This is a genomic window from Stenotrophomonas sp. VV52, assembly GCF_002893095.1.
Classification (GTDB): Bacteria; Pseudomonadota; Gammaproteobacteria; order Xanthomonadales; family Xanthomonadaceae; genus Stenotrophomonas; species Stenotrophomonas aracearum.
Genome location: NZ_PKQQ01000003.1, coordinates 175566 through 197424, shown reverse-complemented (window position 1 = coordinate 197424; position 21859 = coordinate 175566). Strand labels below are relative to the sequence as shown.

17 protein-coding genes are annotated in these 21859 nt (G+C 66.8%); 14 read left to right on the top strand and 3 right to left on the bottom strand.

All coding sequences use genetic code 11. The features are described 5' to 3' along the window. Positions 1-1908, top strand: a complete 1908-nt coding sequence (locus C2U58_RS09360) for a nucleoside-diphosphate sugar epimerase/dehydratase (protein ID WP_172448117.1) — start codon at positions 1-3, stop codon at positions 1906-1908. Beyond that, positions 1905-2795: a UTP--glucose-1-phosphate uridylyltransferase GalU gene (gene galU / locus C2U58_RS09355; protein WP_102945615.1), complete on the top strand. Its 891-nt coding sequence runs from the start codon at positions 1905-1907 to the stop codon at positions 2793-2795. The genes C2U58_RS09360 and galU overlap by 4 nt, the downstream gene beginning before the upstream one ends. A gap of 69 nt (positions 2796-2864) precedes the next feature. On the opposite strand, the gene C2U58_RS09350 is transcribed toward galU, so the two are convergent. Genes C2U58_RS09350 through C2U58_RS09340 form a run of 3 tightly spaced genes read right to left on the bottom strand, consistent with a single transcriptional unit; the run spans position 2865 to position 7151 of the window. Then, positions 2865-4073: an acetyl-CoA C-acyltransferase gene (locus tag C2U58_RS09350; RefSeq protein ID WP_102945614.1), complete on the bottom strand. Its 1209-nt coding sequence runs from the start codon at positions 4071-4073 to the stop codon at positions 2865-2867. A gap of 32 nt (positions 4074-4105) precedes the next feature. Next, a complete protein-coding gene (locus C2U58_RS09345; protein ID WP_102945613.1) occupies positions 4106-6478 on the bottom strand; it encodes a 3-hydroxyacyl-CoA dehydrogenase/enoyl-CoA hydratase family protein in 2373 nt (790 codons plus the stop codon). A gap of 19 nt (positions 6479-6497) precedes the next feature. After that, positions 6498-7151 (bottom strand): TetR family transcriptional regulator, encoded by a 654-nt coding sequence (locus tag C2U58_RS09340; RefSeq protein WP_102945612.1) that lies wholly within the window; start codon positions 7149-7151, stop codon positions 6498-6500. Positions 7152-7392: 241 nt separating this feature from the next. Between C2U58_RS09340 and ndk the strand changes: the two genes are divergently transcribed. From ndk to guaA, 12 genes are all read left to right on the top strand, one after another. Continuing rightward, positions 7393-7818 carry a nucleoside-diphosphate kinase gene (gene ndk, locus C2U58_RS09335; RefSeq protein ID WP_070207199.1) on the top strand — a complete coding sequence of 142 codons (426 nt, stop codon included), beginning with the start codon at positions 7393-7395 and terminating at the stop codon, positions 7816-7818. Between the two features lie 10 nt (positions 7819-7828). Next, the gene (rlmN, locus tag C2U58_RS09330) at positions 7829-9034 is read left to right on the top strand and encodes a 23S rRNA (adenine(2503)-C(2))-methyltransferase RlmN (protein WP_070207198.1); all 1206 of its coding nucleotides are present in this window, start codon (positions 7829-7831) and stop codon (positions 9032-9034) included. Next, positions 9021-9818, top strand: a complete 798-nt coding sequence (gene pilW / locus C2U58_RS09325) for a type IV pilus biogenesis/stability protein PilW (RefSeq protein WP_102945611.1) — start codon at positions 9021-9023, stop codon at positions 9816-9818. Before rlmN ends, pilW begins: the two co-directional genes overlap by 14 nt. 6 nt (positions 9819-9824) lie before the next feature. After that, complete coding sequence (locus C2U58_RS09320) at positions 9825-10691, top strand: RodZ domain-containing protein (protein ID WP_102945610.1); 867 nt, start codon at positions 9825-9827, stop codon at positions 10689-10691. A 69-nt stretch (positions 10692-10760) separates the two neighbouring features. Then, positions 10761-11399, top strand: coding sequence for a tetratricopeptide repeat protein (locus tag C2U58_RS09315; RefSeq protein WP_102945609.1), 639 nt, complete (start codon positions 10761-10763; stop codon positions 11397-11399). After that, positions 11399-12607 carry an outer membrane protein assembly factor BamB gene (bamB, locus tag C2U58_RS09310; RefSeq protein WP_102945608.1) on the top strand — a complete coding sequence of 403 codons (1209 nt, stop codon included), beginning with the start codon at positions 11399-11401 and terminating at the stop codon, positions 12605-12607. The genes C2U58_RS09315 and bamB overlap by 1 nt, the downstream gene beginning before the upstream one ends. Positions 12608-12619: 12 nt before the next feature. After that, the gene (der, locus tag C2U58_RS09305; RefSeq protein ID WP_102945607.1) at positions 12620-14017 is read left to right on the top strand and encodes a ribosome biogenesis GTPase Der; all 1398 of its coding nucleotides are present in this window, start codon (positions 12620-12622) and stop codon (positions 14015-14017) included. 120 nt (positions 14018-14137) lie between these two features. Then, the gene (gene moeB / locus C2U58_RS09300) at positions 14138-15277 is read left to right on the top strand and encodes a molybdopterin-synthase adenylyltransferase MoeB (protein WP_102945606.1); all 1140 of its coding nucleotides are present in this window, start codon (positions 14138-14140) and stop codon (positions 15275-15277) included. A gap of 127 nt (positions 15278-15404) precedes the next feature. Then, entirely contained in the window at positions 15405-17231 is a 1827-nt protein-coding gene (locus C2U58_RS09295; protein WP_102945605.1) for a monovalent cation:proton antiporter-2 (CPA2) family protein, read from the top strand. A 151-nt stretch (positions 17232-17382) separates the two neighbouring features. After that, entirely contained in the window at positions 17383-18258 is an 876-nt protein-coding gene (gene folD, locus C2U58_RS09290; protein ID WP_070207190.1) for a bifunctional methylenetetrahydrofolate dehydrogenase/methenyltetrahydrofolate cyclohydrolase FolD, read from the top strand. 99 nt (positions 18259-18357) lie between these two features. Further along, complete coding sequence (guaB, locus tag C2U58_RS09285) at positions 18358-19812, top strand: IMP dehydrogenase (RefSeq protein ID WP_070207203.1); 1455 nt, start codon at positions 18358-18360, stop codon at positions 19810-19812. 104 nt (positions 19813-19916) lie between these two features. After that, positions 19917-21482 (top strand): glutamine-hydrolyzing GMP synthase, encoded by a 1566-nt coding sequence (guaA, locus tag C2U58_RS09280; protein ID WP_102945604.1) that lies wholly within the window; start codon positions 19917-19919, stop codon positions 21480-21482. Positions 21483-21859: the final 377 nt, after the last annotated feature.

Genomic DNA, 21859 nt, shown 5'->3' with positions numbered 1-21859 from the left:
ATGACGCCTTGGCTGGACCGCTTTACGAGTCTGCTCCCCCGTGCCGCCATCGTGGCCCACGACCTCTTCATGGTCTGGGCCTGCTGGCAGTTGCTGCATGCGGGCCGCTATTCGATGCTGGCCGACGCCCCTTCGCTTCCGCTCTGGAATATCGACACCACGCTGGTGCTGGCCATCCAGGCCGTCGTGTTCTGGCGGGTCGGCCTCTACCGGGGCCTGTGGCGGTTCGCCAGCGTGGCCGACCTGCTGCACATCTTCAAATCCAGCTTCATCGGCCTGCTGGCCATCGTCGTGGTGCTCGCTTACAAGCGCTTCAACGGCGTGCCGATGTCGGTGCTGGTGATCTATCCGTTCGCGCTGTCGGCGCTGCTGGGTGCGCCACGCCTGCTGTACCGGGCATGGAAGGACTACCAGGCGCTGCAGTCCGACGCGAGCGCGCGCCGCGTGCTGATCCTGGGTGCCGGCCAGGCGGCCGAAGCCCTGGTCCGCGACCTGCGTCGCTCCGGTGATTTCGAACCGGTCGGCCTGCTCGACGACGCCCCGCACCTGCAGGGTGCCAAGCTGCAGGGCCTGCCGATCCTGGGCACGCTGGACGATGCCGCTGCCGTGGCACGCGAAACCGCCGCCAAGCTGCTGGTGATCGCCATTCCGTCGCTCGACGCGGCGGGCATGCAGCGCGTGGTGGCCCTGTGCGAGAGCACCGGCGTGCCGTTCCGGATGGTGCCCAAGCTCAACGACGTGCTGCTCGGCCATTCGCTGCCGGGTGAGCTCAAGGAAGTGGCGATCGAGGACCTGCTGGGGCGCAAGCCGATCCTGCCGGACTGGTCGCTGATCCGCGGTTGGCTGGGCGGCCGCACCGTGCTGGTCACCGGCGCCGGTGGCTCGATCGGCTCGGAACTGTGCCGCCAGTGCGCGCGGCACGGGGCAGGGCGGGTCGTGCTGCTGGAAATGAGCGAGCTGCTGCTGCTGACCATCGAGGCAGAGCTGAAGCGCAGCTTCCCGGACCTGGTGGTGGAGGCGGTGCTGGGCGACTGCGGCGACCCGGCGGTGATCCGCCACGCGCTGTCGCTATCCAGCGTCGACGCGGTGTTCCATGCGGCGGCCTACAAGCAGGTGCCGGTGCTGGAGCGCCAGCTGCGCGAAGCGGTCCGCAACAACATCCTCTCCACCGAGACGGTGGCGCGCGCCTGTGTCGAGGCGCGGATCGAGCATTTCGTGTTCATCTCCACCGACAAGGCGGTCGACCCGGTCAACGCGCTGGGCGCCAGCAAGCGCTACGCGGAGATGATCTGCCAGAGCCTGGACCAGAAGACCAGCCACACGCGCTTTGTCACCGTGCGCTTCGGCAACGTGCTGGCCTCCGCCGGCAGCGTGGTCCCGGTATTCCGCGAACAGATCCTCAAGGGCGGCCCGGTCACGGTCACCGACCCGGAAGTAACCCGCTACTTCATGACCATCCCCGAAGCCTGCCAGCTGATCCTGCAGGCGGCGGCGTCGGCCTCGCATGGTGCGATCTACACCCTGGACATGGGCGAGCCGGTGCCGATCCGGGTGCTGGCCGAGCAGATGATCCGCCTGGCCGGCAAGCAGCCGTACAAGGACATCGCGATCGTCTATACGGGCCTGCGTCCGGGCGAGAAGCTGCACGAAACCCTGTTCTATTCGGACGAGGATTACCGGCCGACCGCGCACCCGAAGATCCTCGAGGCCGGGGTGCGCACCTTCGCCCGCGACCAGGTGCTGGGCAACGTGCCGCGCCTGCGCGAGGCGATCGCCAATTACGATACCGATGCCATCAACAGCATCCTCTTCGCGACCATGCCGGAGTTCTCGCCGTTGCAACAGGAATCTCACGTCGAGTCGGCTAATGTGGTTCCCTTTCCGGCACGAGAGGCCAACAGGCTGTGACGAGCAAGCGCATTCGCAAGGCGGTTTTCCCGGTGGCAGGACTGGGTACCCGGTTCCTCCCCGCTACCAAGACGGTTCCCAAGGAAATGCTGCCGATCATCGATCGGCCGCTGATCCAGTACGCCGTCGATGAAGCGATCGAAGCAGGGTGCGACACCCTGATCTTCATCACCAACCGCTACAAGCACGCGGTGGCCGATTATTTCGACAAGGCGTACGAACTGGAGCAGAAGCTCGAGCGTGCCGGCAAGACCGAGCAGCTTGAACTGGTCCGGCACGTGCTGCCCAACGGCGTGCGCGCGATCTTCGTCACCCAGGCCGAAGCCCTGGGCCTGGGCCACGCGGTGCTGTGCGCCAAGGCCGTGATCGGCGATGAGCCGTTCGCGGTACTGCTGCCGGACGACCTGATCTGGAACCGCGGCGACGGCGCGCTCAAGCAGATGGCCGACCTCAACCAGGCCACCGGCGCCAGCGTGATCGCGGTCGAAGACGTGCCGCACGAGAACACCGCCAGCTATGGCATCGTCGCCACCGACGCGTTCGACGGCCGCAAGGGCCGCATTTCGCAGATCGTGGAGAAGCCCAAGCCGGACGATGCACCGAGCGACCTGGCCGTGGTCGGGCGCTACGTGCTCAGCCCGAAGATCTTCGAGCTGCTGGAGTCCACCGGCACCGGTGCCGGCGGCGAGATCCAGCTGACCGACGCCATTGCCGAACTGCTCAAGACCGAGGAAGTGGACGCCTTCCGCTTCGAAGGCACCCGTTTCGACTGCGGTACCCATCTGGGACTGGTCGAGGCGACCATCCGCTTCGCACTGGAAAGCCACAAGCTGGGCAAGCCGGCACGCGAGAAGCTGGCGCAGATGCTGGCCGACGACGAAGGGTAGGCAGTAGGTCCGGCCGCTGGCCGGACACATCAAAAAAGGGCGGCCATCAGGCCGCCCTTTTTTTTGCACTTACAGCGATTCGAAGATACCCGCAGCACCCATGCCGGTGCCGATGCACATGGTGACCATGCCGTACTTCTGCTGGCGACGGCGCAGGCCGTGCAGCAGGGTGGCGGTACGGATCGCGCCGGTCGCGCCCAGCGGGTGGCCCAGGGCGATGGCGCCGCCCAGCGGGTTGACCTTGGACGGATCCAGGCCGCAGTCGCGGATCACTGCCAGCGACTGCGCCGCGAAGGCTTCGTTGAGCTCGATCCAGTCCAGCTGGTCCTGGGTCAGGCCCGCCTGCTTGAGCGCCTTCGGAATGGCCGCGATCGGGCCGATGCCCATCACTTCCGGGCGCACGCCGGCGACCGAGAAGCTGACGAAGCGGGCCAGCGGCTTCAGGCCGTAGTCCTTCACCGCCTGCTCGGAGGCCAGCAGCACCGCACCGGCGCCGTCGCTCATCTGCGAGGAGTTGCCGGCGGTCACGGTGCCGCCGAACTGGCCGTTGCGGAACACCGGGCGCAGCTTGGCCAGGCCTTCTGCGGACGAATCCGGGCGCGGGCCTTCGTCGGTGTCGACGATGCGGTCGCGGGTGATGATGCGGCGGCCGTCGGCCAGGTCCGGCTGGCGGGTGCGCACATCGTACGGGCTGATCTCATCCTTGAACTCGCCGTTCTGGATCGCCGCGATGGCCTTCTGGTGCGAGGCCAGGGCGAAGGCGTCCTGCTCCTCGCGCGAGACCTTCCATTCCTCGGCGACCTTCTCGGCGGTGATGCCCATGCCGTAGGCAATGGCCACGTGGTCGTTGTCGAACACGCTCGGCGCCATGGCGATCTTGTTGCCCATCATCGGCACCATCGACATCGACTCGGTACCGCCGGCCAGCATCAGGTCGGCGTTGCCCAGGCGGATCTGGTCGGCGGCCATGGCCACGGCCTGCAGGCCGGAGGAGCAGAAGCGGTTGACCGTCTGCGCGGCGATGGTGTCCGGCAGGCCGGCCAGCAGCACGCCGATGCGGGCCACGTTCATGCCCTGCTCGGCTTCGGGCATGGCGCAGCCGATGATGGCGTCGTCGATGCGGTTGACGTCGATGCCCGGGGCCTGCGCGACCACGGACTTGAGCACGTGCGCGAGCATGTCGTCGGGACGGGTATTGCGGAACACGCCCTTGGGCGCCTTGCCAACCGGGGTGCGGGTGGCGGCGACGATGTAGGCGTCCTGGATCTGCTTGGTCATTGTGGCGATCTCTTGAATGTGGTTCGGGCCGATCAGTTACGCAGCGGCTTGCCGGTCTTGAGCATGTGCGCGATGCGGGCCTGGGTCTTTTCCTGCTGGGCCAGTTCGACGAAGTGCTTGCGCTCCAGGGTCAGCAGCCACTCTTCGTCGACCAGGGTGCCGCGGTCGACTTCGCCACCACACAGCACGGTGGCGATGCGCACGGCGATCTCGTAGTCGTACGGGCTGATGAAACGGCCTTCCAGCATGTTGACCAGCATCATCTTGAAGGTGGCGATACCCACGTCGCCGGCGACCTGGATGCGACGGGCCGGCATCGGCGGACGGTAGCCGCCCTCGGCCAGCGCCTGCACTTCGGCCTTGGCGATATGCAGCGCCTCGAAGCTGTTGAACACGACCTTGTCGGTCGGGCGCATCAGGCCCAGTTCCTTGGCGTTGACCGCCGAGTTGGAAACCTTGGCCATGGCCACGGTTTCGAAGGTCTTCTTCAGTTCGGCGAACACGTCGCCGCCCGGGCCGGCGGCCTGCGAGGCACGCACCGCCAGTTCCTTCAGGCCACCACCGGCCGGCAGCAGGCCAACGCCGGCCTCGACCAGGCCGATGTAGCTTTCCAGGGCCGCCACGCTCTTGGCGCTGTGCATCTGGAATTCGCAGCCACCGCCCAGGGCCAGGCCGCGCACGGCGGTCACCACCGGCACCAGCGAATACTTGATCGCCTGGCTGGTGCGCTGGAAGTTGTGCACCATTTCTTCGAACTGGTCGACCTTGCCGGCCTGCAGCAGGCCAAGCGCGCCGGCCAGGTCGGCACCGGCAGAGAAGGGCTCCTTCTGCTGCCAGATCACCAGGCCCTTGAAGCCCTGCTCGGCGCGCTTGATCGCTTCCTGCAGGCCGTTGAGCACGTGGTCGGACACGGTGTTCATCTTGGTCTTGAAGCTGACCACGGCAATGCCGTCGCCGTCGTGCCACATGCGCACGCCGTCGTTCTCGAACACCGTTTCGCCCGGGCTGAAGGTCTCGCCCAGCAGCGGATCCGGGAAGCGCTGGCGCTGGTACACCGGCAGCGCCGAGCGCGGCAGCTTGGCGTTGCGGGTCGGGCTGTAGCTGCCTTCGGCAGCGTGCACGCCGTCGCGGCCGTCGAACACCCAGTCCGGCAGCGGGGCATTGCTCATGCTCTTGCCGGCGACGATGTCATCGGCGATCCACTGCGCCACCTGCTTCCAGCCGGCGGCCTGCCAGGTTTCGAACGGGCCCAGCGACCAGCCGTAGCCCCAGCGGATGGCCAGGTCCACGTCGCGCGCGGTCTCGGCGATGTCGGCCAGGTGGTAGGCGCTGTAGTGGAACAGGTCGCGGAAGGTCGCCCACAGGAACTGCGCCTGCGGGTGCTGGCTTTCGCGCAGCTTGGCGAACTTCTCGGCCGGATTCTTGATCTTCAGGATTTCGACCACTTCAGGCGCGGCAGTGCGGTCGGCCGGACGGTAGTCCTGCTTCTCCACGTCCAGCACCACGATGTCCTTGCCGACCTTGCGGAAAATGCCGGCACCGGTCTTCTGGCCGAGCGCGCCCTTGGCGATCAGCGCTTCGAGCCACTTCGGCGACTTGAAGAAGGCGTGCCACGGATCGTTGGGCAGGGTGTCGCCCATGGTCTTGATGACGTGGGCCATGGTGTCCAGGCCGACCACGTCGGAGGTGCGGTAGGTGGCCGACTTCGGACGGCCGACCAGCGGACCGGTCAGGCCGTCGACTTCGTCGAAGCCCAGGCCGAACTGCTCGGTGTGGTGGATGGTGGACAGGATCGAGAACACGCCGATGCGGTTGCCGATGAAGTTCGGGGTGTCCTTGGCGTACACCACGCCCTTGCCCAGGGTGGTGACCAGGAAGCTTTCCAGGCCCTCCAGCACGGCGGCGTCGGTGGTGCTGGCCGGGATCAGCTCGGCCAGGTGCATGTAGCGCGGCGGATTGAAGAAATGCACGCCGCAGAAGCGGTGGCGCAGCTGCTCGGGCAGCACGTCGGCCAGCTTGTTGATGCCCAGGCCGGAGGTGTTGGAGGCCAGTACCGCGTGGTCGGCCACGAACGGCGCGATCTTCTTGTACAGGTCCTGCTTCCAGTCCATGCGTTCGGCGATGGCTTCGATGATCAGGTCGCAGTCGCGCAGCTGCTCCAGGCCGGTTTCATAGTTGGCCGGGGTGATCGCTTCGGCGTAGGACTTGCTGGCGAGCGGGGCAGGGCTCAACTTGCCGAGGTTGGCGATGGCCTTGAGCACGATGCCGTCGGCCGGACCTTCCTTGGCGGGCAGGTCGAACAGCACGGTGTCGACGCCGGCATTGGTCAGGTGGGCTGCGATCTGGGCGCCCATGACGCCGGCACCCAGCACGGCGGCGCGGCGGACTAGCAGGGAATTGGACATGTCGATAAGCCTTTTGGCGTTACGGGGTGGAAAGGGGGGCGTGGGTGGCCGCGCTGGCGCGGAAGCCAGCCTCGGCGAAATGGATCAGTTCCTGGGCTGCATGGGCACGATGCGCCGCTTCGGTGACACCGGCGGGACGCTTGATCAGCCCGAAGTCGGCCATCGCGTAGGTCAGCGCGCCGGCGAGGAAGTCCAGGCGCCAGTACAGCTCTTCCTTGCTCAGGCCCGGCACGCAGGCGGCGATGGCCTTGCCGAACTCGCGCAGCACGTGGCCGTAGTGGTCGGAGAGGAACTTGCGCAGGTTGTCGTTCTTTTCCGCATAGGCGCGGGCGATGACGCGGACGAAGGCGCCGCCGGTCTGGCGGTCCTGGGCCATGGCCAGCGCGGGTTCGACGAACGCGGCAAGCACCGGGCGCAGCTGCCCCGGGTGCTCGCGGCGGGCGGCCTCCAGCTGGGCCAGGCGCGCGGCGGTCATTTCGTCCATGCGGCGGCGGAACACCTCGTTGACCAGGTTTTCCTTGGAGCCGAAGTGGTAGTTGACCGCTGCGATGTTCACGTCGGCCTGGCTGGTGACCTGGCGCAGCGAGGTCCCGGCGAACCCGTGCAGGGCGAACAGCTCCTCGGCGGCGCCGAGAATGCGGTCCTTGGTGGAGAAATGGGCGGGCTTGGCCATGGTCGGGGCAAGGTTCAATCAAACGATTGTTTGATATTAGCCCCAGCGCCGTGCGGCTGCATTGTGCGGCGCAGCAGAACGGTTGCCGGGCGGTCATCCAGATGAATGCGGCACGTTGTATCCGGCCGCCGGGACGCTGTAGAATTGACGCACGTATATCAGGCTAAGCCCGCGTTTTGACGCGGGTTTTTTTCATGTTACTCTCGGGCCGATCAGTGGCCCGCCCAACGGAGAACTTCCCATGGCGCTGGAGCGCACCCTTTCCATCATCAAGCCGGACGCCGTCGCCAAGAACGTCATCGGTGAAATCTACGCCCGCTTCGAAAAGGCTGGCCTGAAGGTCGTGGCTGCCAAGTACAAGCAGCTGTCGCGCCGCGAAGCCGAAGGCTTCTACGCCGTGCACCGCGAGCGTCCGTTCTTCAACGCGCTGGTCGAGTTCATGATCTCCGGCCCGGTGATGATCCAGGCTCTTGAAGGCGAGAACGCCGTGCTGGCCCACCGCGACCTGCTGGGCGCCACCAATCCGAAGGACGCTGCGCCGGGCACCATCCGCGCCGACTTCGCCGATTCCATCGATGCCAATGCCGCCCACGGCTCGGACTCGGTCGAGAACGCCGCGATTGAAATCGCGTACTTCTTCGCCGCGACCGACGTGGTCTCGCGCTGAGAGTAATGCCGTGAACGAGGTCGTACAGCCAACCGCCATCCCCATCGTGCTCGCCGAAGGCGCGCCGGTGGCCAAGCAGAACCTGCTCGACCTCGATCGCGCGGGCCTGGAGCGCTTCTTCGCCGAGACCCTCGGCGAAGCGCGCTACCGTGCCCACCAGGTGATGAAGTGGATCCACCACCACTACGTCACCGACTTCGATGAAATGACCGACCTGGGCAAGGCGCTGCGCGCCAAGCTGCACCAGCATGCCGAGGTCCGCGTTCCCAACATCGTGTTCGACAAGCCGTCTGCCGACGGGACCCACAAGTGGCTGCTCGCCATGGGCACCGACGGCAAGAACGCGATCGAAGCGGTGTACATCCCGGACAAGAACCGCGGCACGCTGTGCGTGTCCTCGCAGGTCGGCTGCGCGCTGAACTGCACGTTCTGTTCGACCGCCACCCAGGGCTTCAACCGCAATCTTTCCACCGCCGAGATCATCGGCCAGGTGTGGGTTGCCGCGCGCCACCTGGGCAACATCCCGCACAAGCAGCGTCGCCTCACCAACGTGGTGATGATGGGCATGGGCGAGCCGTTGATGAATTTCGACAACGTCGTGCGTGCCATGAGCGTGATGCGCGACGACCTGGGCTACGGCCTGGCCAACAAGCGGGTGACCCTGTCGACCTCCGGCCTGGTGCCGCAGATCGACCGTCTCTCGGCCGAAAGCGATGTGTCGCTGGCGGTGTCGCTGCACGCACCCAACGATGCGCTGCGCGAGACCCTGGTCCCGCTCAACAAGAAGTACCCGATCGTCGAGCTGATGGCCTCGTGCGCGCGCTACCTGCGCGCCAACAAGCGCCGCGAATCGGTGACCTTCGAATACACCCTGATGAAGGGCATCAACGACCAGCCCGAACACGCCCGCCAGCTGGCGCGCCTGATGCGCCAGTTCGACAACGCGGTGCAGGCCTCGCACTCGGGCAAGGTCAATCTGATTCCGTTCAACCCGTTCCCGGGCACGCGCTACGAGCGTTCCGGCGATGCGGAGATCCGTGCCTTCCAGAAGATCCTGCTCGACCAGCAGGTGCTGACCATGGTGCGGCGTACCCGTGGCGACGACATCGACGCCGCCTGTGGCCAGCTCAAGGGCCAGGTGATGGACCGTACGCGCCGCCAGGCCGAGTTCAACAAGACGCTCCAGGACGGGAAAAACCGGGATGCCGCTGCCTGACCTTCGATTGCCAGCCGTTGTTTTCGTCGCGCTGGCATTCGCTGGCTGTGGCAGCAAAGGCGTCAAACCCATCAGTGCGCCGCTGGGCATCGCCCCGGAGTACGTGGCCCGTGACAGCGCCGACACCCGGCGCCGGTTCAACTACCAGGACCAGCTGACGCTGGCCGCCGAGGCCTTCCGTGCCGGCCAGCCGGACGTGGCCGAAAAGCGCGCACGCAGCGCGCTCAAGCTCGACCCGGGTCAACCCGACGCCTACATCCTGCTCGCTGCCCTGGTCAACCAGCGCGGCGCGGTGGCCGAGGCCGGTCCGCTGTTCCAGAAGGCGGCCGAGCTGGCGCCGCAGAGCGGGGACGTGCTGAACAACTACGGTGCCTGGCTGTGCGGGCAGGGGCGAGCCGCCGAGGCGCTGCCGCTGTTCGACCGTGCCGTGGTTGCGCCCGGTTATCGCACCCCGGCTGCCGCGCTTGCCAACGCCGGCGGCTGCGCGCTGGACGCCGGGCAGCCGGAACGGGCCGTGCGTGACCTGCGCAAGGCGCTGGTGCTGGAACCAGGCAACGCCTACGCGCTGGAATCCATGGCGCGCAACGAGTACGCGCAGTCGCGTTATTTCGAGGCCCGCGCCTTCGTGCAACGGCGTCTCGCGGCTGCACCGGCCACACGTTCCGTGTTACAACTTGCCTCTCAAATCGAGGCGCAGCTTGGTGACACAGTGGCATCCGGTCGCTATCTGCAGCGAATTCGCGACGAATTTCCGCAGGATGCGGCTCCTAATTCCCGGGGTTGAAGCATTGTGATTGATGACCAGACTGTGAACGCGCTTGATACCGCTGCCGGCTGTGGGGCTCGCCTCCGCCAGGCGCGGGAAGCGGCAGGGATGACGCTGGAGGACGTAGGTCCGAAGCTGCGCATGCCGGTCCAGGTGGTGAAGTCGCTGGAAGCCGAGCAGTGGGACCGCCTCGGCGCGCCGGTGTTCGTGCGCGGCCAGCTCAAGAGCTACGCCCGCCTGCTCAACGTCGACCTGGGCGATGTGCTGGACCAGGCCCGGATCGGGCCGGTGGTGCCGCCGCAGCTGGTCAGCCATACGCATACCCCGCGGGCCCGGCGCATCGCCGAGAACCTCGGTCGCCGTGCCCTGTACGTGGGCATCACCGCGGTGCTGGCGGTGCCGGTGTGGTTCGCCACGCGCGGCCATTTCGACAGTGCGTCCACCGCGCCGGCGACCGCTTCGCTGGACGTGATTCCGGCCGCGGTTCCGGTGGCCGGCTCGACCCCGCCGGCCGCCCCGGCCGCGTCCGCTGCGACGCCTGCCGCGGCACCGGCCGCGCCTTCGGCACCGTACCTTGCCTCGCTCACCCCGGTGCCGCGACCGGCCACCGCCGCCCCGGCCCCGGCCGGCGCGCTGACCCTGCAGTTCAAGGGCGACAGCTGGGTCGACATTGCCGGTCCCGACGGCGCGACCGTCGAGAAGGCCCTGATCAAATCCGGCGAAACCCGCACCTTCAGCCCCGGCCAGGTGGCCCGCATGGTGCTGGGCAATGCCTCGGCGGTCGAGGTTCAGCAGGCCGGCACTATCGTCGACCTTTCGCCGTACCAGCGAGCCAACGTGGCGCGCTTTACGGTATCCTCTGACGGCTCCGTGGCTCCGGTTTCACACTGAGCCGCGTTTCCGCTGTTTCGACAGTCCAATTCAAACAGTCCCTCCTGACCGGCAGGGGCGAGAGTACGCATGGCGATCGACGACCTGCTCGACGAGCACGAACAAAGTGAACGCGTCCGCAGCTGGCTGCGGAACAATGGTGTGAGCATCATCGCCGGCGTGGCGATCGCCATCGGCGGCATTGCTGGCTGGCAGTGGTGGCAGAAGGAACAGGGCAACCACCTGTCCATGGCCAACGCCGAGTACCAGGTGGTGCTCAAGCAGCTGCAGGACAACAAGCTGGATGACGCGGCCAAGGGCATCAAGGCCCTGGACGGCGGCAAGGCCAGCGTCTATGCCGACCTGGCTGCGCTGCAGCTGGCCAAGGCGCAGGTCGACGCCGGCAAGAACGAAGAGGCCCTGGCCACCCTGCGTGCGATCCAGGCCAGCCCCGAACTCAAGCCCGCGATCGACCAGCGCATCGCGCGCCTGTTGATCGCCACCGGCAAGCAGGATGAAGCCATCAAGCTGCTGGGCGATGCGACCGACAGTGCCAGCCTGGAAATCCATGGCGACGCGCTGATTGCATCGGGCAAGCGCGACGAAGCCCGCGGGCTGTATGAGAAGGCGCTCAAGACGCTGGACGTGGCAGCGCCGCAGCGGCGTGTTCTGGAAACCAAGGTGATGGATGCCGGTGGCACCGTCGCCGAGCCCGCGGAGTCGGTGTAATGAAGCAGATGGTCATGATCAAGCGCGTTGCCACCCTGGTCCTGATGGGCGTGGCGCTGTCCGGCTGCAGCACCGTCAAGGGCTGGTTCGCGGGCAAGGACGCAGAGGCCAAGAAGGCGCTGGAACCGGCTGAGCTGGTCAAGTTCGAGCCGACCGTGAAGGTCGACAAGGTCTGGAGCACCAACCTGGGCAAGGGCGAGAAGCGCATTGGCGTCCGCCAGGGTCCGGTCGTGGCCGACGGCCGCGTGTTCGCGGCGGCCATCACCGGCGGCGTGCATGCGCTGGACCTTCAGACCGGCAAGACTGTGTGGACCTACGAGCCGGCCAAGGTCAAGAAGCAGCCCAAGCTGCGCCTGTCCGGTGGCCCCGGCGTCGGCGAAGGCCTGGTGGTGATCGGTACGCTGGATGGCCAGGTGATCGCGCTGGACGCCAACGACGGCACCGAAAAGTGGCGCGCCAAGGTCCCCGGTGAAGTGATTTCCGCCCCGGCCGTCGGCCAGGGCATCGTGTTCGTGCGCAGCAACGATGGCCGGGTGACCGCCTTCGATGCCGGCAACGGCACCCAGAAGTGGTTCAACCCGCGCGAACTGCCTGCGCTGACCGTGCGCGGCAACGCGCCGGTGGTGGCCGGCCCGGGCGTGCTGTTCATCGGCAACGATGACGGCAGCGTGGCCGCGCTGGCCATGCAGGACGGTCGCACCGTGTGGGACCAGATGGTCGCCAACGGCGAAGGCCGTACCGAGCTGGAGCGCATGTCCGACGTGGACGGTGCCCCGGTGCTGGAAGGCAACACCCTGTTCGTGAGCAGCTTCAAGAACCAGACCATGGCGATCGAAGGCCCGACCGGCCGTCCGCTGTGGGCACGCGATCATGGCGGCGCCGGTGGCGTGGCCCTGACCTCGGGCAATGTGTTCGTCACCGACAACAAGGGTGGCGTGTTCGGCCTGGACAAGACCAGTGGCACGGCCATGTGGTCGCAGACCGGGCTGGCCCGCCGCTCGCTGACCGGGCCGGTGGTGCAGGGCGATTACGTTGTAGTCGGTGACTACAAGGGCTACCTGCACTGGCTGCGCACCGACAACGGCGAATTCGCCGGGCGCGCCAAGAGTGGCGGCGATGCCCTGCTGGCGCAGCCAGTGGTCGCCGATGGGATTCTGCTGGTGCAGAACGTTGATGGAAAGCTGACCGCGTTCCGGTTGGCACAATAAGGAGTTACCGCGATGCTGCCCTTGGTCGCCCTGGTTGGACGGCCGAATGTCGGCAAGTCCACCATTTTCAATGCGCTGACCCGTACCCGTGACGCCCTGGTCCATGACCAGCCCGGCGTCACCCGGGACCGCAACTATGGTGTCTGCCGTCTGGACGAGGACAATCATTTCCTCGTCGTCGACACGGGCGGTATCGCGGAAGAGGAAGAGGGCCTGGCTGGTGCGACCGCACGCCAGGCCCGCGCCGCTGCTGCCGAAGCCGACCTGATCCTGTTCGTGGTCGATGCCCGTGACGGCACCTCGGCGTTGGATGACGAGATCCTGTCGTGGCTGCGCAAGCTGTCGCGGCCGACCCTGCTGCTGATCAACAAGATCGACGGCACCAACGAAGACAACGTCCGCTCCGAGTTCGCCCGTTACGGCTTCAGCGAAATGCTGACCGTGTCGGCGGCGCATCGCCAGGGCCTGGACGATCTGCTCGAGGAAGTTGTCCAGCGCCTGCCGGAAGAGGGCAGCGCCGAAGAGATGGACAACGATCCGGCCCGGATGCGCATCGCCTTCGTCGGCCGCCCCAACGTGGGCAAGTCGACCCTGGTCAACCGCATCCTCGGCGAGGAGCGGATGATCGCGTCCGAAGTGCCGGGTACCACCCGCGACTCGATCGCGGTGGACCTGGAGCGCGACGGCCGCCAGTATCGCCTGATCGACACCGCCGGCCTGCGCCGCAAGGGGCGGGTTGAAGAGGTGGTCGAGAAGTTCAGCGTGATCAAGACCCTGCAGGCCATCGAGCAGTGCCAGGTAGCCGTGCTGATGCTCGACGCCGGCGAAGGCGTGACCGACCAGGACGCCAGCGTGCTGGGCGCGGTGCTCGATGCCGGGCGTGCGCTGGTGGTGGCGATCAACAAGTGGGACGGGCTGACCGACTACCAGCGCGAGCAGGCCGAAACCCTGGTGTCGCGCAAGCTCGGCTTCGTGCCGTGGGCGGAAACCGTGCGCATCTCGGCCAAGCATGGCTCGGGCCTGCGCGAGCTGTTCCGTGCGATCCACCAGGCGCATGCCTCGGCCACGCACGAGTTCAGCACCAGCGAAGTCAACAAGGCGCTGGAAATCGCCTACGAGACCAACCCGCCGCCGGCGGTGCGTGGCCACGTGTCCAAGCTGCGTTACGTGCACCCGGGCGGTTCCAACCCGCCGACCTTCATCGTGCACGGCACCCGCCTGAAGGAACTGCCGGAGTCGTACAAGCGCTACCTGGAGAACTTCTTCCGCAAGCGCTTCAAGCTGATCGGCACGCCGGTGCAGTTCATCTTCCGCGAGGGTACCAACCCGTACGAAGGCAAGAAGAACCAGCTGACCGAGCGCCAGATCGCCAAGAAGAAGCGCCTCATCCGCCACGTAAAGGGCCGCTGACGCGACTCCGGATACGACGATCCCGGTAGAGCCACGCCCTGCGTGGCTTCGCGGCGTCCGAACGTACGACAGCCACGCAGAGCGTGGCTCTACCGTCCGGGCGCGCGCGATAATGTGGCCATGAGCGCCATTCTCGAGATCACCCCCGAACACGCCCACCAACGCGCCCTCCACGGCGCGCTGCTGATCGACGTGCGCGAAGCGCACGAGCGCGCCACCGGCATGGCCGAAGGCGCGCGGGGTATCGCGCAGGGCGACCTCCAGGCCGAGCCCACCGCGCACCTCCCGGCACTCGACCGCGAGATCCTGCTGATCTGCCAGAGCGGCAAGCGCTCGCTCGACACGGCAACGGCCCTGCACGACCTCGGCTACACCCGCATCGCCTCGGTCCACGGCGGCACCACCGCCTGGCGCTCCGCCGGCCTGCCACTGGTGCAACCGCTGCAGAGCGATGACGAACGCGACTTCAACGAACGCTACTCGCGACACCTGCTGCTGCCCCAGGTTGGCGTGGCCGGCCAGCAGGCGCTGCTGGGCGCGCGCGTGCTGCTGCTCGGCGCCGGGGGCCTCGGCTCGCCCGCCGCCTTCTACCTGGCCGCTGCCGGGGTAGGGCACCTGCGCATCGCCGACGACGACGTCGTCGACCGCAGCAACCTGCACCGGCAGATCCTGCACACCGACGCCAGCGTCGGCCAGCCCAAGGTGCTGTCGGCGCGGGAACGACTGTTGGCGCTCAATCCACGCCTGGACGTGGACGCCGTGCAGGCGCGCGTCACCTCGGACAACATCGACGCCCTGCTGGAAGGCGTGGACGTGGTGCTGGACGGCTCGGACAACTTCCCGCTGCGCTACCTGCTCAACGATGCGTGCATCAAGCACGGCATACCGCTGGTGTATGGCGCGGTGGAGCGCTTCACCGGCCAGGTGTCGGTGTTCGATGCCGGCCGCCAGCGCGGCCACGCACCGTGTTACCGCTGCCTGTTCCCGGAACCACCCCCGCCGGAGTTCGCGCCCAACTGCGCCGAAGCCGGCGTGCTCGGCGTGCTGCCGGGCATGGTCGGCCTGCTGCAGGCCACCGAAGTGCTCAAGCTGCTGCTGGGCATCGGCGAGCCGCTCGTCGGCCGGTTGTTGACCTTCGATGCGCTGGCAATGCGCTTCCGCGAAATCCGGCTGGCGCCGGACCCGGCGTGCCCGGTATGTGCGCCGGGGCAGGCGTTCCCCGGATACATCGACTACACGGCGTTTTGCAGTAGCAGTTAGTGGAATGACCTGGCGCTTTTATGGCCTATCGTTCCATTCCCGGCACGATCCTGCGCACCGGCGTGCTATGTCCCTGCGTCAACTTGTCCTATCGTGACGGCTGATCGGATTTACAGGGAACAACCGCATGGCGGTGGAAGCAGGTGCCAGTGAACTGGTGAAGGTAGTCGCCCTGCTGGGTGCGGCCGTGGTGATGGTGCCGCTGTTCCGCCGGCTGGGACTGGGCTCGGTGCTGGGCTACTTCGCCGCCGGCCTGGCGATCGGACCGTTCGGCTTCGGCTGGTTCTCCGACCCACAGGCGATCCTGCATACCGCCGAACTCGGCGTGGTGATGTTCCTGTTCGTGATCGGACTGGAAATGCGTCCTTCGCACCTGTGGAGCCTGCGCACCGAAATCTTCGGCCTGGGCACCCTGCAGATCGTGGTCTGCGGTGCGGTGCTCACCGGCGTGTGCATGCTGTTCGGCTTCCCGCTGCCGGTGGCCTTCATCGGCGCGGCCGGTTTCGTGCTGACCTCCACCGCGGTGGTGATGCAGCTGCTGGCCGAGCGCGGCGACATCGCGCTGCCCTCGGGGCAGAAGATCGTCTCGATCCTGCTGTTCGAAGACCTGCTGATCGTGCCGCTGCTGGCCGTGGTGGCGTTCATGGCGCCGGTGCAGGCCGACGCCGGCGCGGGTTCGCGCTGGCTCAGCGTGGCCATTGCCGCCGGCGCGATCATCGGCCTGGTGCTGGTGGGGCGCTTCCTGCTCAACCCGCTGTTCCGCATCCTGGCGGCGGCCAAGGCGCGTGAGGTGATGACCGCCGCCGCACTGCTTGTGGTGCTGGGTGCGGCGCTGCTGATGCAACTGGGCGGCCTCTCGATGGCAATGGGCGCGTTCCTCGCCGGCGTGCTGCTGAGCGAGTCGACCTTCCGCCACCAGATCGAAGCGGATATCGAGCCGTTCCGCGGCATCCTGCTCGGCCTGTTCTTCCTCAGCGTGGGCATGGCGCTGGACCTGACCGTGGTCGCCAACAACTGGCCGCTGATCGTGTCCGGCGTGCTGGCGCTGATGCTGGCCAAGGCGGTCTGCATCTACACCGTGGCGCGCCTGCTGGGCAGCGACCACCGCCAGGCGCTGGACCGTGGCGTGGTGATGGCGCAGGGCGGCGAGTTCGCGTTCGTGCTGTTCTCGGCCGCGGCCACCGCGGGGGTGATCGGGGTGGAGGTCAATGCCAACCTGACCGCCATCGTGGTCCTCTCGATGGCGCTGACCCCGCTGTTCGTGCTGCTGCACGACAGGTTGATGCCGGCGCGCGAAGTGTCGCTGGAAGGGGTGGACACCGCCGAGGGCATGTCCGGCAGCGTGCTGATGATCGGTTTCGGTCGTTTCGGCCAGGTCGCCAGCCAGTCGCTGCTGGCGCGCGACGTGGACGTGACCATCATCGACAACGACGTGGACATGATCCACAACGCCGAGCGCTTCGGCTTCAAGATCTACTACGGTGATGGCACCCGCCTGGACGTGCTGCATGCCTCCGGCGCCGCCACTGCGCGTGCGATTGCGATCTGCGTCAACAGCGACGTCGACGCCGACCGCATCGTGGAACTGGCGAAACACGAATTCCCGCAGGCCAAGCTGCTGGTGCGTTCGTTCGACCGCGAACATTCGCTGCGCCTGATCCATGCGGGCGTCGACTATCAGATCCGCGAAACCTTCGAATCGGCCCTGCAGTTCGGCCAGGCCGCATTGATGGAGCTCGGCGCCGACGCCGACGACGCACGCGAGATCGCCGAACAGATCCGCGAGCGCGACGCCGAGCGTTTCGAACTGGAAATGGCCGGTGGCGACCTGCGTGCGGGCGCCCACATGGTGTTCGGCAGCGCGCTGCCCGGCGTGCCGACCCCGACGCCGTTTACCGCGCCAAAGCGCAAGGCGCGCACCCTCAACGCCGACGAAGTCCCAGACGAAGAGTAGTGCCGGCCGCCGGCCGGCTCCTCGCATTACCTTCCGGCAGCCCGAAGAGCCGGCCAGCGGCCGGCACTACCGGCGGTCGCTGGCCCGAAGGTGTTCGGCATCCCGCTAATGAAGGACAATACGCTCCCCGCCGCCCCACGCCGCACGCCCGATGACCGACTCCGCCGCCCCCCATTCCGCCCGCATCCTGGACGGACGCCGCATCGCCGAAGACCTGCTGGACAGCCTGAAGGTGCGCGTGGACGCCCGCCTGGCTGCCGGTGGCAGCCGGCCGGGGCTGGCCGTGGTGCTGGTCGGCGGCGACCCGGCTTCGACCGTGTACGTGCGCAACAAGCGCCGCGCGGCCGAGAAGGTCGGCATCGAAGCGTTCGACTACGACCTGCCGGCCGGCACCAGCGAAGCCCAGCTGCTCACCCTGATCGACCAGCTCAATGCCGACCCGAAGATCCACGGCATCCTGGTGCAGCTGCCGCTGCCGGGCATTCCCGATGCCAGCCGCCTGATCCATCGTATCGACCCGCGCAAGGACGTGGACGGCTTCCATCCGGAAAACGTCGGCCACCTGGCGCTGCGCGAATTCGGCCTGCGCCCGTGCACCCCGCGCGGCATCACCACGCTGCTCGGCCATACCGACCAGCCGGTGCGCGGCCGCAACGCCACCATCGTCGGCGTGAGCAACCACGTGGGCCGACCGATGGGCCTGGAACTGCTGATCGCTGGCTGCACGGTGACCAGCTGCCACAAGTTCACCCCCAAGGACGTGCTGGAGCAGTCGGTGCGCAACGCCGACATCCTGGTGGTCGCGGTGGGCCGCCCGGGGATCGTGCCGGGCGAGTGGGTCAAGCCGGGCGCGGTGGTGATCGACGTGGGCATCAACCGCCTGGACGACGGCCGCCTGGTCGGCGACGTGGGCTTCGACGCGGCCGCGCAGCGCGCCAGCTGGATCACCCCGGTGCCGGGTGGGGTAGGGCCGATGACCGTGGCCACCCTGATGCAGAATACGATTGAGGCCGCCGAAGCGTCCTGAATGGCGACACGCGGCGCGACACAGCGTCGCATCTGGCCCCTGCCCATCGGGGCCAAATCAGGGTAAAATGTCGCGCTTCCCCACATCTCGGGTATGCCGATGCTGCGCATCCAGGCTGAAGCACTGACTTACGACGACGTCTCGCTCGTCCCCGCCCATTCGACCATCCTGCCCAAGGACGTCACCCTGGAGACGCGCCTGACGCGTGACCTGCGGTTGAAGTTGCCGATCCTTTCGGCTGCCATGGACACCGTTACCGAAGCCCGTCTGGCGATCGCCATGGCCCAGCTCGGCGGCATGGGCATCATCCACAAGAACCTGAGCGTGGAGCAGCAGGCCGCTGAAGTGGCCAAGGTCAAGAAGTTCGAGGCCGGCGTCATCCGCGACCCGATCACGGTCGGTCCGGAAACCACCATCCGCGACGTGCTGGCCCTGACCCAGGCGCGCAACATCTCCGGCGTGCCGGTGGTCGACGGCGGCCAGCTGGTCGGCATCGTGACCCACCGCGACATGCGCTTCGAGACCGAGCTGGACGATCCGGTCCGCCACATCATGACCAAGAAGGATCGCCTGATCACGGTCAAGGAAGGCGCTGCGTCCGACGAAGTCCTGCAGCTCCTGCACCGCAACCGCATCGAAAAGATCCTGGTGGTCAACGATGATTTCGCCCTGCGCGGCCTGATCACCGTCAAGGACATCCAGAAGAACACCGATTACCCGAACGCCGCCAAGGACATCGCGACCCGCCTGCTGGTCGGCGCGGCCGTCGGCGTGGGCGGCGACACCGACCGCCGCGTCGAAGCGCTGGTCGCGGCCGGCGTGGACGTGCTGGTGGTGGACACCGCGCACGGCCACTCGCAGGGCGTGCTGGACCGCGTCAGCTGGGTCAAGAAGCACTTCCCGCAGGTGCAGGTCGTCGGCGGCAACATCTGCACCGGCGAAGCGGCACTGGCACTGCTGGACAGCGGCGCGGACGCGGTCAAGGTCGGCATCGGCCCGGGCTCGATCTGCACCACCCGCGTGGTCGCCGGTGTCGGCGTGCCGCAGGTCACCGCGATCGACCTGGTCGCCGAAGCGCTGCAGGACCGCATCCCGCTGATCGCCGACGGTGGCATCCGCTACTCCGGCGACATCGGCAAGGCGCTGGCCGCCGGTGCCTCGACCATCATGATCGGTGGCCTGCTGGCCGGTACCGAGGAATCGCCGGGTGAAACCGAGCTGTTCCAGGGTCGTTCGTACAAAAGCTACCGCGGCATGGGCTCGCTGGCCGCGATGGAGAAGGGGTCCAAGGACCGCTACTTCCAGGACGCGTCCAGCGCCGACAAGCTGGTTCCCGAAGGCATCGAAGGCCGCGTGCCGTATCGCGGCCCGGTCGGCGGCATCATCCACCAGCTGATGGGCGGCCTGCGCGCCACCATGGGTTACGTGGGCTGCGGCACCATCGAAGACATGCGCAGCAAGCCGAAGTTCGTCAAGATCAGCGGCGCCGGCCAGCGTGAGAGCCACGTCCACGACGTGCAGATCACCAAAGAGCCGCCGAACTACCGCGCTTGATGCGGAGGGGCAGAGAGGAACGAGGAAGCTGATTCCCGTTCCTCTTTCTCTATCTGCCATTGAATTTTGTTTCTCAGATTTCCCACCTGTTCTTCTTGGGCGCCATGACCAACATCCATAACGACAAGATCCTCATCCTCGATTTCGGCGCGCAGTACACCCAGCTGATCGCGCGCCGCATCCGCGAGCTCGGCGTGTACTGCGAGATCTGGGCGTGGGACCACAACCCGGCCGAGATCGCCGCGTTCGGCGCCAAGGGCATCATCCTGTCCGGCGGCCCGGAATCCACCACCCTGCCGGACGCGCCTGCCGCGCCGCAGGAAGTGTTCGACAGCGGCCTGCCGATCTTCGGCATCTGCTACGGCATGCAGACCCTGGCCGCGCAGCTCGGGGGTGCCACCGAAGCGGCCGACCAGCGCGAGTTCGGCCATGCCGAAGTCAACGTGGTCAACCCGGATGCGCTGTTCAAGGGCCTGAGCGATCACGGCGGCGAGCCGCGTCTCAATGTGTGGATGAGCCACGGCGACCACGTGTCCAAGGCGCCCCCGGGCTTCACCATCACCGCCACCACCGACCGCATTCCGGTGGCCGCGATGGCCAACGAAGAGAAGCGTTGGTACGGCGTGCAGTTCCACCCGGAAGTGACCCACACCCTGCAGGGCCAGGCACTGCTGCGTCGGTTCGTGGTCGACGTGTGCGGCTGCCAGACCCTGTGGACCGCCGCCAACATCATCGACGACCAGATCGCCCGCGTGCGCGAACAGGTGGGCGACGATGAAGTGATCCTTGGCCTGTCCGGCGGCGTCGATTCGTCGGTGGTTGCCGCGCTGCTGCACAAGGCGATCGGCGACAAGCTGACCTGCGTGTTCGTCGACACCGGCCTGCTGCGCTGGCAGGAAGGCGACCAGGTGATGGCGATGTTCGCCGAGCACATGGGCGTCAAGGTGATCCGCGTCAACGCGGCCGACCGCTACTTCGCCAAGCTGGAAGGCGTGAGCGACCCGGAAGCCAAGCGCAAGATCATCGGCAACCTGTTCGTGGACATCTTCGACGAAGAGTCCAACAAGCTGAGCAACGCCAAGTGGCTGGCGCAGGGCACCATCTACCCCGACGTGATCGAGTCGGCCGGCAGCAAGACCGGCAAGGCCCACGTGATCAAGAGCCACCACAACGTCGGCGGCCTGCCCGAGCACATGAAGCTGGGCCTGGTCGAGCCGCTGCGCGAACTGTTCAAGGACGAAGTGCGCCGCCTCGGCGTCGAACTCGGCCTGCCGCGCAGCATGGTCTACCGCCACCCGTTCCCGGGCCCGGGCCTGGGGGTGCGCATCCTCGGCGAAGTGAAGCGCGAATACGCCGAACTGCTGGCCAAGGCCGATGCGATCTTCATCGACGAACTGCGCAAGGCGGATCTGTACGACAAGACCAGCCAGGCGTTCGCGGTGTTCCTGCCGGTGAAGTCCGTCGGCGTCGTCGGCGATGCGCGTGCCTACGAGTGGGTGATCGCACTGCGCGCGGTGGAAACCATCGACTTCATGACCGCGCACTGGGCGCACCTGCCGTACGACTTCCTGGGAACGGTGAGCAACCGCATCATCAACGAACTGCGCGGCGTGTCGCGCGTGGTCTACGACATCTCCGGCAAGCCGCCGGCGACGATCGAGTGGGAGTGAAATCGGGTCCTTCGGAACTATCGTCAGCTATCGGAAAACTGACTTAACGTGTTTATTTTGAAAGAAATCCGATGCGGTGGCGATGGGCGACTGTCGCCGGCCAGCAAAACGCGTTGGCGGTAGAACTGACGGTAAGAACCGGAGGTCGGATTGAGACCCTCCCGTTTACTATTGAGATCAGACGGTCTTTGACGGTAAATGTCTCCCCTGGAAAGCTTGTTTCATTAGGCTTTCCAGGCAAGCATCAGGTTTTGGAGTTCGGGAGCGCTGTTGCCCATGGGTGGATGTCTTCGACATGGCGGTTTTTCCCGCCTGATGATCAAACAGGCAGGGGGCTTCTTGGATCGGTACTTCACACTGGGGAAACTGGCCACTGT